A 15,218-nucleotide genomic window follows, 5' to 3' on the forward strand; every position below is an offset into this window, starting at 1 on the left:
TTTAAAGCGCTTTAGTTTTAATATAGAAATCTCTATCCACTACAATTTTTGGTTTTTTAGTTTTTAATTTTAAGGTTTGGTTTTTTAGAGTAGGTGAAATCCATTGTGAAATACCATTAACTTCAATTTGAATTGGCATTACAAAGTTTTTAACTGCATTATTCCATTTGTAAGTTAATTTTTTTCCATTAATGGTATACTGTAGTTCAGGAATTTTTGTAGTGCGTAAATATTGGTCAAAAAAGCCTTGTAAATTTAAACCAGATTCTTGTGCTAAATAGTGTTCAATTTGTTGCGTTGTAACGGTTTGATGATAAAAAGTTTTATTTAAACCACGTAGTATTTGTCTCCATTTTTCGTCGTTATTTATAAGTTGGCGTAAGGTGTGTAACATATTTGCACCTTTATAATACATATCTCCAGAACCTTCATTGTTTACATTGTATTTTCCAATTAATGGTCTATCGTTTTGAATGCTTTGTCTTGTACCAATAACATAATCTGCAGAGGCTTGAGTACCATAATAATAGTCTAAAAATAAACTTTCGGAATATGCTGTGAAACTTTCATGTATCCACATGTCTGCAATATCTACGTTAGTTATATTGTTAGCAAACCATTCGTGTCCTGCTTCATGTATTATAATAAAATCAAATTTTAATCCCCAACCAGTACCAGATAAATCGTTGCCTAAATAACCTTTAAGATATTGGTTTCCATAAGTTACAGAGCTTTGGTGCTCCATACCTAAATATGGTACTTCTACAAGTTTAAAACTGTCTTCGTAAAATGGATATGGACCAAACCAATGCTCAAAAGCCTTCATCATTTTTGGTGCGTCTTTAAAGTGTTTTTTTGCTTTGTCAAGGTTGTCTTTTAGTACATAATAGTTCATGTCTAAATCTCCTTTTTCGCCTTTGTAAACTTCAGAGAAATTAACATAATCACCAATATTAATATTTACACCATAGTTATTAATTGGGTTTGAAACATGCCAATGGGTTGTAATGGTTTCATTTTTATTATCTACAATACTTTTAAGTCTTCCATTAGAAACATTCATTAATCCTTTTGGTATTGTAACGCTAATATCCATGCTGTCTACTTCATCATACATATGGTCTTTATTTGGCCACCAAACACTAGCGCCTAAACCTTGACAAGATGAAGCAATAAAATGTTTTCCGTTTTTGTCTTTTTTCCAAGAAATTCCGCCGTCCCAAGGTGCGCGTACAGCTTCACGTGGTTTACCTTTGTAATATGCAACAACACTATTAATGTCTCCTACGTTTTGTTGATTTTTAAGTGTTACAAAATGTGCGTTGCCATCGTGTTTTATCTCTAATTCTTTATCGTTTTGAGTTACTTTGGTTAACGTTAATGGTTCTTGTAAATCTATTTGTAAAACCTGATAAGGCTTTAAAACTTTATAGGTTATTGTGTTTTTTCCAGCAATAGTTTTCTCTTCTGGATTAACCTTAATGTCTAAATGGTAATACGTTAAATCCCACCATTCGCGCTCAGGTGTTATGCTACCACGAAGCGTGTCTTGATGTGTAAAATTATTTTTTTCTTCTAATAAACCTTGAGAAAACGAAAATGAAGTTATAAATAAAGTAAATAGTAATACAAGGAATTTATTATTTTTCATATATAAAATTTTAGCTAAAAATAGTAAAAAATAAAAAGTTGTCTTTTGATTAAATAACTTATTTAAATATTTTAAAACTTTAAAATATAATATTTTTATGGTGTTTTTCTAACTCCTAAAAGTAATTCTTTATTAAATTTCTCGTCGCTATTTTCTGTTTTATGAAGTACTGAAATAGCACCAGTAGATTCTAAAACTACTGCCACAACTTGATTGTAGTTTAATACATTTGCTTCTCTAAGTTTAGCTATAAGTTGGTTTTTTTCAATTCTGGCATGTTTTAAATTATCTTCTAAAATAGTATTGCCATCCATTAATAGTATTGGTGCGTTAGATATTAATTTACTTAAAGGTTGTATTTTACGTTGTAATACAGAGAAAATATAAGTAAGTATTAGTAAACCAGCTATAGCGGTAAATCCATGAGCGATAGATGTTGAAGAGGTAAGGGTAGAAGAGATTATACTACCTATGGCAATTGTAAAAGCAAAATCGTATGCTGTAAATTTTGCAAATGATCTTAAACCAATAATTCTTGTAAGAAATATAATTATTATAAAAAGTAGAAAACAACCTACTAAGGTTTGTAAGATTGGGTCACTATTACTATATATCCATTCCATAAAAAAGTGTTTTTAAAATATTAGTGAAAATGTTGCGGTATATTCAAATTTACAATTTTGATTACTTAAAAGCACTTGATAAAAACTAAAGTTTAGTTAATAAAAAAAGCCAATACTCTATGAGTATTGACTTTTTTTCTACTAAAAAATTAAAACTAGATTAAAAACAGTATTTATTTTCTGCTTTTACTTTTTCCGCGATTTCGTTACGTAAATCAACAATATCAGGGTAATTTGTATATTTTGTAAAACGTTTAAGTCCCATTAACATCATGCGTTGTTCATCGCCTTCAGCAAAAGAAATGATACTTTCTTTTCCTTTACCTTCAACAATACTTACTGCATTGTATAAGTATAATTTAGACATGGCAATTTGTACAGCTTGTTCTTTTTCACTTGTACGTTTAGCGTTTTTCTCAGTTCTTAAAATTGTAGATTCTGCCATGTAGATTTCAATTAAAATATCAGCAGCTGCAATTAATAACTGTTGGTGCTCTTCTAAATCTGGTCCAAATTTTTGAACAGCAGCACCAGCAACCATTAAGAATACTTTTTTAAGTTTAGCTATCATTGCCTTCTCCTCAGAGAATAACTCAGAGTAATCTGGTGTTTCAAAAGAAGGAATACCCATTAATTCTTGCTGTACAGCTTGTGCAGGATTTAATAAATCTACATGACCTTTCATTGCTTTTTTAACAAGCATACCAACAGAAAGCATTCTATTAATTTCGTTTGTTCCTTCGTAAATACGAGCAATTCTAGCATCTCTCCAGGCAGCTTCCATTGGAGTTTCTTCTGAGAATCCCATACCACCAAAGATTTGAATACCTTCATCTGCACAACTTTGTACATCTTCAGATACAGCAACTTTTAAAATAGAACACTCAATTGCATATTCTTCTACACCTTTAAGCTCTGCTTCTTGGTGCGTATTTCCTGCAGCTTCACGCAATGCAATACGATCTTCAATATTTTTAGCAGCTCTATATGTTGCAGATTCTCCAGCATAAGCATTAGTTGCCATTTCGGCTAACTTAACTTTAATTGCACCAAAGTCTGAAATAGGTGTTTTAAATTGTTTTCTTTCGTTTGCATATTGTACTCCTGTAGTTAATATTCTTCTTTGAGAATCTAAACAAGCAGCAGCTAATTTAATACGTCCAACGTTTAATGCATTCATTGCGATTTTAAAACCTTCACCACGACCAGCTAACATATTTTCTACTGGTACTGTAGTATCGTTAAAAAATACCTGACGCGTAGAACTTGCACGAATACCTAATTTATGTTCTTCTTCGCCCAATGTTATTCCATTAGCATTTTCAGGATCGTATTCAACTATAAAACCAGTAATATTTTTATCGTCTTCAATACGAGCAAAAACAATCATCACACTACAGAAACCTGCATTTGAGATCCACATTTTTTGACCATTAATTTTGTAAGACTTACCATCTTCTGTAAGTTCTGCTGTAGTTTTTCCAGAGTTAGCATCAGATCCTGCACCTGGCTCTGTTAAACAATAAGCACCAAACCATTCTCCAGAGGCTAATTTAGGAACGTATTTTTGTTTTTGAGCTTCTGTTCCATATAAAGTAATTGGCATAGTACCAATACCTGTATGCGCTCCAAAAGCAGTACTAAAAGATCCTGTACCAGAAGAAATATAATCACAAGTTAAACAGGTAGAAACAAAGCTCATTCCTAATCCGCCATAAGCTTCAGGTACGGCCACGCCTAAAAATCCCATTTCTCCAGCTTTACGCATAACTTCTTCGGTTAAAGCATAATCTTTAGCTTCAAATCTTGGTTTGTGAGCAATAATTTCACGTTCGTTGAATTCCATTACGGATTCTTTCATCATGTTTTGCTCTTCTGAAAAATCTTCAGGAGTAAAAACATCTTCGCATTTTGTTTCTTTTACTAAGAATTGACCTCCACGTAGGATATCTTTTTCTGTATCTGCCATTTTATAGTATTGTATTAAGTTCTTTTAATTAATTTAAAAATTCGAATATTCCACAAGCACCTTGACCTGTACCAACACACATCGTTACTGCTCCATATTTTCCTTTCATGTCGCGCTTACGCATTTCATCAAAAAGTTGAACAGAAAGTTTTGCTCCAGTACATCCTAATGGGTGACCAAGTGCAATAGCTCCTCCATTTACATTTATAATATCTTGGTTAAGGTCTAATTCGCGAATTACTGCTAAAGATTGAGAAGCAAAAGCTTCGTTTAACTCTATTAATGCTAAATCGTCTTGTTTTAAACCAGCTTGTTTTAATGCTTTTGGAATTGCTTTTACTGGTCCAATTCCCATGATACGAGGTTCAACTCCTGCAGCGGCATAATTTACCATTCTTGCTACTGGTTCAAGGCCTAACTCTTTAACCATATCTTCGCTCATAACCATTACAAATGCAGCGCCATCACTCATTTGAGATGAGTTTCCGGCAGTTACACTTCCTCCAGCAGCAAATACAGCTCTTAGTTTTGCTAGTGCTTCTTTGTTTGTTCCTGCACGTGGACCTTCGTCTTTAGTTACAGTATAAGATTTTGTTGCTTTTTTACCGTTAGCATCAATATATGTTTGTTCTACATCTATAGGTACAATTTGATCTTGAAAACGGTCTTCGGCTAAAGCTCTTAATGCTTTCATGTGAGAATTATATGCGAACTCATCTTGGTCTTCACGAGAGACATTAAATTGTTTTGCTACAGCTTCTGCCGTATTTCCCATTCCCCAATAGTAATCTTCATGACCTGATTTTACAATGGTATCGTAATTTAATTCTGGCTTAAAACCTGTCATTGGTACGCTACTCATACTTTCTGCTCCACCAGCAATAATACAATCTGCCATTCCAGCTTGTATTTTTGCTGTTGCCATACCAATAGTTTCTACTCCAGAAGAGCAAAAACGGTTTACAGTCACTCCAGGAACATCTACAACATCTAATCCCATTAAAGAGATTAAACGAGCCATATTTAATCCTTGAGAACCTTCTGGCATTGCATTACCAACAATAACATCGTCAATGCGTTTTGGGTCTAAGTTTGGCAATTCTTTCATCATATATTTGATGGTTTCTGCTGCCAATTCATCTGTTCTTTTAAAACGGAACACGCCTTTTGGTGCTTTACCAACTGCTGTTCTATATGCTTTTACTATATATGCTGTTTTCATCTTTTTCTTAGTTTCTTAAAGGTTTACCTTTTGTTAACATGTGTTGAATTCTTTCTAATGTTTTACGTTCTGTACAAAGCGAAAGGAATGCTTCACGTTCTAAGTCTAATAAATATTGTTCGCTTACTTTAGTTGGTTCAGATAAATCTCCACCAGCCATAACGTAAGCTAATTTATTTGCAATTTTCATGTCATGCTCACTAATGTAATTAGAATCTTTCATAGAATCTGTTCCTACTAAAAACATACCTAATGCTTGTTTACCAAGTACTAATACATCGTTTCTTTTTACTGGTTGTGTGTATCCAGCGTCTGCCATTATTTTTGCATGTGCTTTTGCTGTTGCTATTTGGCGATCTTTATTTACTACAACCACGTCTTTACCTTCTTGCATGATGCCTAAATCGAAAGCTTCGTAGGCTGAAGTTGATACTTTTGCCATACCAATAGTTAAAAAGTATTCTTGAAGTGTATTTAATTGTACATCTCCTTTTTTGAAGGTGTCTGATGCTCTTAAAGCCATTTCTTTAGAACCTCCACCACCAGGAATAACACCAACACCAAACTCTACAAGTCCCATATAAGTTTCTGCTGCTGCTACAATTTTATCTGCATGTAATGAAATTTCACAACCACCACCAAGTGCCATACCGTGAGGTGCAGAAATTGTTGGTATTGCAGAATAACGCATACGCATCATTGTGTCTTGGAAATACTTAATAGCCATATTTAGCTCATCGTATTCTTGTTCTGCAGCCATCATGAAAATCATACCAATATTTGCTCCTACAGAGAAATTTGGTCCTTGATTACCTACTACTAAACCTGCAAAATCTTTTTCTGCCATATCAATGGCTTTATTAATTCCTGCTAAAACATCGCCACCAATAGTGTTCATTTTAGATTGGAATTCTAGGTTTAATATACCATCTCCTAAATCTTGTACAGATACTCCAGAGTTTTTAAAGACTTCGGTAGTTTTTCTAATATTATCTAATATGATAAAGCTATCTTGTCCTGGTATTTTTTCTTGTTCTTTTTTAGGAATATCGTAAAAGTAGGTTGCTCCATCTTTAATAGAGTAGAAGCTATCGCTACCAGATTCTAACATATCTGCAACCCAATCTGCAGGTTTTAAACCTTCAGCTTGCATCATTTCGATTCCTTTTTCAACACCTATAGCATCCCAAATTTGGAATGGTCCATGTTCCCAACCAAAACCAGCTTTCATGGCGTCGTCAATTTTGTATAGCTCGTCTGTAATTTCTGGAATACGGTTTGAAACGTATGCGAATAGTGCAGAGAAACTTTTTCTGTAAAATTCTCCTGCTTTATCTTTTCCTTTTATTAATACTTTAAAACGATCTGCGACTTTATCAATCGTTTTTGTAAGTTCTAAGGTTGCAAATTTTGCTTTTTGAGCAGATCTATATTCTAATGTGTTTAGGTCTAATGATAAAATTTCTTTTTTACCATCAGCCGACACTTGCTTTTTGTAGAAACCTTGACCTGTTTTACTTCCTAGCCATTTGTTTTTCATCATGGTGTTGATGAAATCTGGTAATTCAAATAACTCTAAACGTTCGTCTTTTGGGCAGTTTTCTCTAATTCCGTTTGCTACGTGAACTAAAGTGTCTAATCCTACAACATCTACCGTACGGAAGGTTGCCGATTTTGGTCTACCTATTACTGGTCCAGATAATTTATCTACTTCTTCTATTGTTAAATCTAAATCTTTAACTGTGTGAAATAAACTTTGAATGCTAAATATACCAATACGGTTTCCAATAAATGCTGGTGTATCTTTAGCTATAACCGAAGTTTTACCTAGGAATTTTTCACCATAACCATTTAAGAATTCTAAAACAGAAGCATCTGTTTTTGGTCCTGGAATAATTTCAAATAATTTTAAGTAACGTGCTGGATTAAAAAAGTGTGTTCCGCAGAAGTGTTTTTGGAAATCTTCACTTCTTCCTTCACTCATAAATTTAATTGGAATACCAGAAGTGTTAGAGGTAATTAATGTTCCTGGTGTTCTATACTTTTCTAGTTTTTCGAATACTTGTTGTTTAATATCAAGTCTTTCTACTACAACTTCCATAATCCAATCTACATCTGCTACTTTAGCGATGTCATCTTCTAAGTTACCAGTAGTAATTCTATTGGCAAATGATGGATGATAAATTGGTGATGGTTTAGATTTTAAAGATGCTGTTAAGGCATCGTTTACTAAGCGGTTTCTTACCACTTTGTCTTCTAATGTTAAGCCTTTAGCTTTTTCTTTTTCATTTAGTTCTCTTGGTACAATATCTAATAGTAAGACATCAACACCAATGTTTGCGAAATGACATGCAATACCAGATCCCATGATACCAGAACCTATAATTGCTATTTTTTTAATTCTACGTGTGCTCATTATATTAAACAGATTGTTTTTGATTGTATATTTTTTTGTTTGAAATCATATTGTTAATGATTTCTGCTACTCTATGAAAATTTTCGAGTTCTTCTTGAGTTACATTTGCTTTAATAGTTTCATTAAAAGTGAGTACTTTTTCTTTTGAATAATTACGTTTTTCTTTTCCAAAATCGGTTAGAAATATAAGTACACCACGTCCATCTTCAGGATTTGGTTTTCTAATTATTAATCCTCTATTTTCCATATTTTTTAAAGTACGCGAAAGACTAGTTGCTTCCATACCCATTTTTGGACCAAGAGAAGTAGAAGGCGTACCATTTACAGGATCTATACTTAGTAGGGCAAAACCTGTAGCCATAGTGCTATCAAATTTAGCGGCTTCTTCGTTATACATTTTGGTTACCGCTAACCATGTAGTCCTAAGTACATAATCTATAGTGGCATCTTTCATATAGTAAATTTTTGATATTCAAATATACAAAAATTTACTATGCACGCATAATAAATTAAGAAAATATTGTTTATAAAATGAAAAACTCCTAATTAAAGGAGCTTTTTTTTATTTATCTGTAAATTTTATCGTAAAGATTTTGATGAATCTCTTTTATGACGCTTCGCTTCATTTTCATGGTAGGAGTAAGATGTCCAGATTCTATAGACCAAACTTCTGAAGTAAGTTCGAATCGTTTTATTCGTTCCCACTTACCAAAATGATTGTTACAAATATCTAATTCTTTTTGAATTCTATCTATAACTTCTTGAGATTCTGTTATCTCTTGGTTTGAGGTACCAATGTTTTTTTTCTTTTTTTGAATCCATTCCTTTATAAATTCAAAATTAGGTTGAATTATAGCTGCTGGCATTTTTTCTCCTTCTCCAACAACCATTACTTGCTCTATAAAACGAGATTGTTTTAACTCGTTTTCTAGAAGTGTTGGTATAACATACTTTCCACCAGAGGTTTTAAACATTTCTTTTTTACGCCCAGTAATTTTTAAAAAACCGTCTGTATCTATCTCGCCTTTGTCTCCTGTGTGGAAGTAGTCTCCTGTCATTACACTTGTGGTTTTTTCAGGATCTTTATAATAGCCCAACATTACGTTAGGTCCTTTAACAAGTATTTCTCCATCTTCGGCAATTTTTACTTCAACATTTTTTATAGGTTTACCAACGGTTCCTAATCTAAAATGATTATTTCGGTACATTTCTACCGAGATTACAGGAGATGTTTCTGTTAAACCATAGCCTTGCATAACCTGCATTCCTGCTGCAGAAAATATTCTAGAAAGTCTTACTTGTAAAGCTGCAGAACCAGATACCATTGTATTAAGTTCTCCACCAAGTGCTTCACGCCATTTGCTAAAAATAAGTTTATTAGCAATTTTTAGTTTAAATTCGTACCAAGCACCATTGGCTCCATAAGGTTGCCATTGCTCACCTAAATTAACGGCCCAAAAGAATAGTGCTTTTTTAACACCAGATAACTCTTCTGCTTTAGCCATGATTTTATCGTAAACTTTTTCAAGTAACCTAGGTACAACACTCATTAAATGAGGTTTTATTTCTTTTGCGTTATCACCAATTTTATCGATGCCTTCTGCAAAGTAAATTGAAGCTCCTGCGTATTGGTACAAATAAATAAGTACACGCTCGAATACATGACAAATAGGGAGGAAGCTTAAAATTCTATTTTCTTCACTATTCATAAAAGGTAAACGTTCCGATGCGTCTAAAGCATTGCTTGTTATATTATTATGAGATAACATAACACCTTTTGGTTTGCCTGTTGTTCCAGAAGTATAAATAATGGTTGCTAAATCGTGTGGAGAAACCGCATCCATTCTTGCTTGCACTTCGTTTTGATTACTTTTATCCTTACCAAGTTCAAATAATTCTGAATAATGTTTGCAACCTTCAATATGATTAAAAGAGTATACTTCTTTAAGTTTTGTATTAGTTTTTATTTTATTGACTTTGGCTAAAACTTCTTCATCGCTAACAAAACAGTATATAGATTCACTATGATTTAAAACATACTCATAGTCTTCTGATGAAATTGTTGGATATATTGGAATATTTTGTGCTCCCAATTGCAGAATTCCTATATCCATAATATTCCATTCGGTTCTATTAGTAGATGAAATTACAGCAATTTTATCATTTTTTTGAATTCCCATTCTTAGTAAAGCACGACTAACCGCGTTTGCTTTATCCACATATTCTTTTGTAGACATAGGAGTCCATATACCGTCGTATTTAGTTACTAAAGCGGCTTCGAGATTATATTTTTCAAGTTGATAATATGGAAAATCGAAAAGGCGTGTGATTTCTGTCATTCTTTTTATTGGAAGTTAAAAGTCTTGCAAAGTATGAATTTTTAAGTGCATTTCAAATAGTATGAAAAAAAAGGAGCTGTTAAAAACAGCTCCTCAGCTAATAGATTGATAGCAAGAATTTATGTTTTAATTTTGTTTATTTAATAACTAACTATTTTTAAATGAATCCCTTAACTTTCATTTAATTAAATAAATTTTACATAAATTCTTCGTAAAGATAAACAGTTATATTAAAAAAAAAATGTAAAAAATCGTAATGTTTAGGGTTTTAAATACTTTTTTATAAAATCACTCTCATTTTTATAGTAAGATTTTGGAGATTGGTTCATAAAAAACCTAAATTCTTTAAAAAAGTGTGAGCTATCATGAAGATTATACATTTCTATTAAATCTTTAAAACTTAATTCTTTTTCATTGCATTTTCTCATTAACAAACCAAATCTATATAGTCTAGCATATTTTTTTGGAGTTAAACCTACCATGAGTTTAAATTTGGTTTCTAGTGTTTTTTGAGAAACTGGTATTTGCTCTAAAAGGTTATTAATAGAAATTTTACCTTCCTTTTTATTAATTATAGCTAAGGCTTTATCTACGTTTTTAGTGTGATTATTTAGTGTAAGTGGTTGCTTTTTAATAATATCTTCTAAAACTTTAAGAGCATTATCACCATTCATTTTTTTTACAAAAAATGGATTTAATATGTTGTGGAGTGATTGAGAAAAAACACTTAAAGGTATGTGTTTATCATTTAAAGTGGAAACATCTAATTTTGTTAATTTATAAAGTGTTGTTGGGTGAAGCAATATGCCTTTACAATGAGTTTCTTCATCAACATTTAATAAATAAGATTTTTTTATTTGTCCAGAAACAATAAGTTCTTTTCCTTTAAACACTTTGTCTCCTACAGTAATTTTGTGTAAACCTTTATATGTATAAGCCATAGAGTGCTTGCCAAGAGGAAGTACTTTACTTTGAAAAGGTAATGCGGATTTTGTTATTTTTAATTCAAAAAACTCGTCTATTAAATTACAAGAGTCTGTACTCTTGTAAACTTTATAAATCATATGGTTGGTTGTAATTTATCAATTAAGTAGCATTACAAAAATACGATTTTTCTTATTAAAATTAGTGCATTTTTGTAGCTTAATAAATTTCAAATTGAAATCAATTACATATTAAAGCGTCTTATATTTATAAAATAGCTTGAGACTGTTAAAAATGTATAATTGTATTAATTATTCTCAATCCATAATCTTGCGTTTACAAAAGCTTCTAACCAAGGTGACACTTCGTCTTTTCTACCTTCAGGATAGTTTGCCCAATTCCATTGGAAAGTAGAACGTTCAATATGTGGCATAGTTACTAAATGTCTTCCTGTTTTATCGCATAGCATTGCGGTGTTAAAGTCAGATCCGTTAGGATTGTTTGGGTAACCTTCATAACCATATTTAGCTACAATATTGTATTGCTGTTCGGTTTTTGGTAAGTTAAATTTACCTTCGCCATGCGAAATCCAAACACCTAATTCTGTACCTTCTAATGAAGAAAGCATTACAGAATTGTTTTCTTGAATTTTTACAGAAGTAAACGAGCTTTCGTGTTTTTTAGAATCGTTATGAATCATTTTCCCATGCACATCATGTTCAGGATTTATAAGGTCTAATTCCATAAATAATTGGCAACCATTACAAATACCAACCGAAAGTGTGTCTTCTCTATTAAAGAAATCGTTGATAACTTTATTCGCTTTGTCGTTGTACTTAATGGCTCCAGCCCAACCTTTTGCAGAGCCTAAAACATCACTGTTAGAGAAACCACCAACTGCACCTAAAAACTGTATGTCTTTTAAATCCTCACGACCAGAAATTAAATCGGTCATGTGTACATCTTTAACATCAAAACCAGCTAAATACATTGCATTTGCCATTTCGCGTTCAGAGTTAGATCCTTTTTCACGTAGTATTGCGGCTTTTGGTCTTGGTTTATTAGCATCAAATACTGGTAGTTTTCCAGTAAAATGTTTTGGGAATGTATATTTTAAAGGCTGAACAGCATAGTTTTTATAACGTGCTTCAGCAAGATTATTTGCTGTTTGTTTTTGGTCTAAAAGGAAAGACGTTTTGTACCAAACATCACGTAAACGAGAAACTGTCATGGTAAATACTTCAGCATTATTAATAATACTTAAAACATCTGTATCTGTAACTTTTCCTATGTTGAAAAACTCAATATTTGCTTCATTTAAAACAGTTTCTATTGAGGCATCTTTTGACTGAAAAACAATACCCGCATTTTCAGCAAATAATACTTTATGAGAGTCTTTTTGGTTTAAAGCTGTAATATCTAATTCCGCTCCAATATTAGTGTCTGCAAAGCATAATTCTAATAGAGTAGTAATTAAACCACCAGAAGCAACATCGTGTCCTGCAACAATTTGCTCGTTTTTAATTAGTTTTTGAATGGTATTAAATACTGTTTTTACAAATGTAGAATCGTTTACATTTGGCGCATCGTTACCAACTTTATTTAAAATTTGAGCGAAAGAACTTCCTCCTAATTTATAATGATCTTGAGATAGATTTATATAATAAATATCTCCAGCATTTTTCTTAAATAAAGGCTCTACAACTTTAGAAATTGCATTACAATTTCCTGCTGCCGAAATAATTACAGTTCCAGGAGAAATAACCTCTTCGTTAGGATATTTTTGTTTCATAGATAACGAATCTTTTCCTGTTGGAACATTGATTCCTAAATCTATTGCATATTCTGAAATGGCTTGTACGGCTTCGTATAATCGTGCATCTTCACCTTCATTTTTACAAGGCCACATCCAGTTTGCAGATAGTGAAACACTTTGTAAACCATCTTTTAATGGCGCCCAAATAATATTGGTTAAAGCCTCTGTAATACTATTACGACTTCCTGCTACAGGATTTATTAATCCTGAAATAGGCGAGTGGCCAATAGAGGTTGCAACACCTTCTTTTCCTTTATAGTCTAAAGCCATTACACCAACATTATTTAGTGGTATTTGTAATGGTCCAATACATTGTTGTTTGGCTACTTTTCCACCAACACAACGGTCTACTTTGTTTGTTAACCAATCTTTACAAGCAACAGCTTCTAATTGTAATACTTGATCTAGATAGTTGTAAAAATTATCTGTATTGTATGAAATGCCACCATAATTTCTATCTACAGTAACATCGTTCATTATTGTTTTTGGCGAGCTTCCAAACATGTCTTCAAGAGCTAAATCCATAGGTTTGTCTCCTTTGGTTTTAGACTCGAAAGTAAAACGGTGTTCTCCAGTAACATCACCAACAGTGTACATTGGCGAACGTTCACGATCTGCTATTTTGTTTAAAGCTTCTAAGTGCTTTTCTGCAATAACTAATCCCATACGTTCTTGAGACTCGTTACCAATAATTTCTTTTGCAGATAATGTTGGGTCGCCAACAGGAAGTTTATCTAAATTGATATTTCCACCAGTATCTTCTACAAGTTCGCTTAAACAATTTAAGTGTCCGCCAGCTCCATGATCGTGAATAGAAACAATATAATTTTCATCGCTTTCTACCATGCCACGTACTGCATTTGCCGCTCTTTTTTGCATTTCCGGATTAGAACGTTGTACCGCATTAAGCTCGATACCAGAAGCAAATTCTCCAGTATCTGCACTAGATACAGCAGCGCCACCCATACCAATTCGGTAATTTTCACCGCCAAGAATTACAATTTTATCTCCGGCTTCTGGAGTAGCTTTTATGGCTTGTTCTGCTTTTCCATAACCAATTCCACCGGCTTGCATAATAACTTTATCGAAACCAAGTTTTCTTGCATCTTGCTCGTGCTCGAATGTTAATACCGAACCGCAAATTAATGGCTGGCCAAATTTGTTTCCAAAGTCTGAAGCTCCATTACTTGCTTTTATTAAAATATCTACAGGCGTTTGGTATAACCAATCTCTAGCTTCCATTTTTTGTTCCCAAGGTCTGTTTTCCTCCAAACGAGAATACGAGGTCATGTAAACAGCAGTTCCTGCTAAAGGCAAAGATCCTTTTCCACCAGCTAATCTATCTCTTATTTCTCCACCAGAACCTGTTGCAGCACCATTAAAAGGCTCTACAGTTGTAGGGAAATTATGTGTTTCGGCTTTTAAAGATATTACAGAATCGAAATCTTTAGTTTCATAAAAATCTGGTTTATCTGCAGTTTTAGGCGCAAATTGCTCTACTTTTGGGCCTTTAATAAACGCTACGTTATCTTTATATGCCGAAACAATATCGTTAGGATGTTGCTTTGAGGTTTCTTTTATTAATTTAAAAAGAGAAGTTTCTTTTTCTTCTCCATCTATAATAAAAGTACCATTGAAAATTTTATGTCGACAGTGTTCTGAATTTACTTGAGAAAATCCAAAAACTTCAGAGTCTGTTAATGGTCTTCCTATTTTTTTTGAAACACCTTCTAAGTATTCAATCTCTTCATCGTTTAAAGCTAAACCTTCTTGTTGGTTGTATGCCGAAATATCTTCGATGTTAAGAATAGATTCTGGTTTAATTTCAATAGTAAACGATTCTTGATTTAAACCGTTATATTTTTCTGAAATCATAGGATCGTAATCCTTGAAATCTTTAGTTGAAGCGATAAATTCTTCAATTCTAATGATACCTTCAATACCCATATTTTGAGTAATCTCAACAGCATTTGTACTCCAAGGCGTTATCATTGCTGCTCTTGGTCCAACAAAAAAAGCATCCAATGATGCTTGTTCTATTTTTGGCTGGTTGCCAAATAACCATGTCAATTTTGAAACGGTTTGGGTTGATAATTCTTTTGTTGCTTGAACAGTAAAAACTTTACTGTTTTGGTTTCCGAAGAAATGAATCATTATATAATTAGTTTGAAGTTGTTTTTAAAAGCACAAATTTAGTTTTTTTAGCGGAATAGTTTTAGTAAAAATGCATCTAAATTTTATAGTTATTCACGTGGTTA

At 32.6% G+C, this 15,218-nt stretch carries 9 protein-coding genes; all 9 read right to left on the reverse strand.

The genetic code is table 11. The features are described from left to right. Position 1: 1 nt before the first annotated feature. Positions 2-1,651 carry a M1 family metallopeptidase gene (locus CLV86_RS10140; RefSeq protein WP_121052092.1) on the reverse strand — a complete coding sequence of 550 codons (1,650 nt, stop codon included), beginning with the start codon at positions 1,649-1,651 and terminating at the stop codon, positions 2-4. Between the two features lie 95 nt (positions 1,652-1,746). Next, positions 1,747-2,274 carry a DUF421 domain-containing protein gene (locus CLV86_RS10145; RefSeq protein ID WP_121052094.1) on the reverse strand — a complete coding sequence of 176 codons (528 nt, stop codon included), beginning with the start codon at positions 2,272-2,274 and terminating at the stop codon, positions 1,747-1,749. Positions 2,275-2,434: 160 nt separating this feature from the next. Further along, positions 2,435-4,243 carry an acyl-CoA dehydrogenase family protein gene (locus CLV86_RS10150; protein WP_121052096.1) on the reverse strand — a complete coding sequence of 603 codons (1,809 nt, stop codon included), beginning with the start codon at positions 4,241-4,243 and terminating at the stop codon, positions 2,435-2,437. Positions 4,244-4,271: 28 nt separating this feature from the next. Continuing rightward, the gene (locus tag CLV86_RS10155) at positions 4,272-5,465 is read right to left on the reverse strand and encodes an acetyl-CoA C-acyltransferase (RefSeq protein WP_121052098.1); all 1,194 of its coding nucleotides are present in this window, start codon (positions 5,463-5,465) and stop codon (positions 4,272-4,274) included. A 7-nt stretch (positions 5,466-5,472) separates the two neighbouring features. Next, the gene (locus tag CLV86_RS10160; protein ID WP_121052100.1) at positions 5,473-7,881 is read right to left on the reverse strand and encodes a 3-hydroxyacyl-CoA dehydrogenase/enoyl-CoA hydratase family protein; all 2,409 of its coding nucleotides are present in this window, start codon (positions 7,879-7,881) and stop codon (positions 5,473-5,475) included. Between the two features lie 4 nt (positions 7,882-7,885). Beyond that, on the reverse strand, positions 7,886-8,335 hold the full coding sequence (locus tag CLV86_RS10165) for a MarR family winged helix-turn-helix transcriptional regulator (RefSeq protein WP_076732424.1): 450 nt from the start codon (positions 8,333-8,335) through the stop codon (positions 7,886-7,888). A 112-nt stretch (positions 8,336-8,447) separates the two neighbouring features. Then, positions 8,448-10,220 carry an AMP-dependent synthetase/ligase gene (locus CLV86_RS10170; protein ID WP_121052102.1) on the reverse strand — a complete coding sequence of 591 codons (1,773 nt, stop codon included), beginning with the start codon at positions 10,218-10,220 and terminating at the stop codon, positions 8,448-8,450. Positions 10,221-10,480: 260 nt separating this feature from the next. Beyond that, on the reverse strand, positions 10,481-11,284 hold the full coding sequence (locus CLV86_RS10175) for a helix-turn-helix domain-containing protein (protein ID WP_121052104.1): 804 nt from the start codon (positions 11,282-11,284) through the stop codon (positions 10,481-10,483). A 167-nt stretch (positions 11,285-11,451) separates the two neighbouring features. Next, positions 11,452-15,114, reverse strand: coding sequence for a phosphoribosylformylglycinamidine synthase (purL, locus tag CLV86_RS10180; protein ID WP_121052106.1), 3,663 nt, complete (start codon positions 15,112-15,114; stop codon positions 11,452-11,454). Between the last annotated feature and the right edge of the window lie 104 nt (positions 15,115-15,218).

It is taken from the genome of Lacinutrix venerupis, from assembly GCF_003663945.1.
Taxonomy (GTDB): domain Bacteria; phylum Bacteroidota; class Bacteroidia; order Flavobacteriales; family Flavobacteriaceae; genus Lacinutrix; species Lacinutrix venerupis.

Excerpts from the sequence above, each read along its gene's own strand:
- CLV86_RS10140 (WP_121052092.1), bottom strand. The coding sequence starts at position 1,651 with ATGAAAAATAATAAATTCCTTGTATTACTATTTACTTTATTTATAACT.
- CLV86_RS10150 (WP_121052096.1), bottom strand. The coding sequence starts at position 4,243 with ATGGCAGATACAGAAAAAGATATCCTACGTGGAGGTCAATTCTTAGTA.
- CLV86_RS10145 (WP_121052094.1), bottom strand. The coding sequence starts at position 2,274 with ATGGAATGGATATATAGTAATAGTGACCCAATCTTACAAACCTTAGTA.
- CLV86_RS10170 (WP_121052102.1), bottom strand. The coding sequence starts at position 10,220 with ATGACAGAAATCACACGCCTTTTCGATTTTCCATATTATCAACTTGAA.
- purL (WP_121052106.1), bottom strand. The coding sequence starts at position 15,114 with ATGATTCATTTCTTCGGAAACCAAAACAGTAAAGTTTTTACTGTTCAA.
- CLV86_RS10165 (WP_076732424.1), bottom strand. The coding sequence starts at position 8,335 with ATGAAAGATGCCACTATAGATTATGTACTTAGGACTACATGGTTAGCG.
- CLV86_RS10155 (WP_121052098.1), bottom strand. The coding sequence starts at position 5,465 with ATGAAAACAGCATATATAGTAAAAGCATATAGAACAGCAGTTGGTAAA.
- CLV86_RS10160 (WP_121052100.1), bottom strand. The coding sequence starts at position 7,881 with ATGAGCACACGTAGAATTAAAAAAATAGCAATTATAGGTTCTGGTATC.
- CLV86_RS10175 (WP_121052104.1), bottom strand. The coding sequence starts at position 11,284 with ATGATTTATAAAGTTTACAAGAGTACAGACTCTTGTAATTTAATAGAC.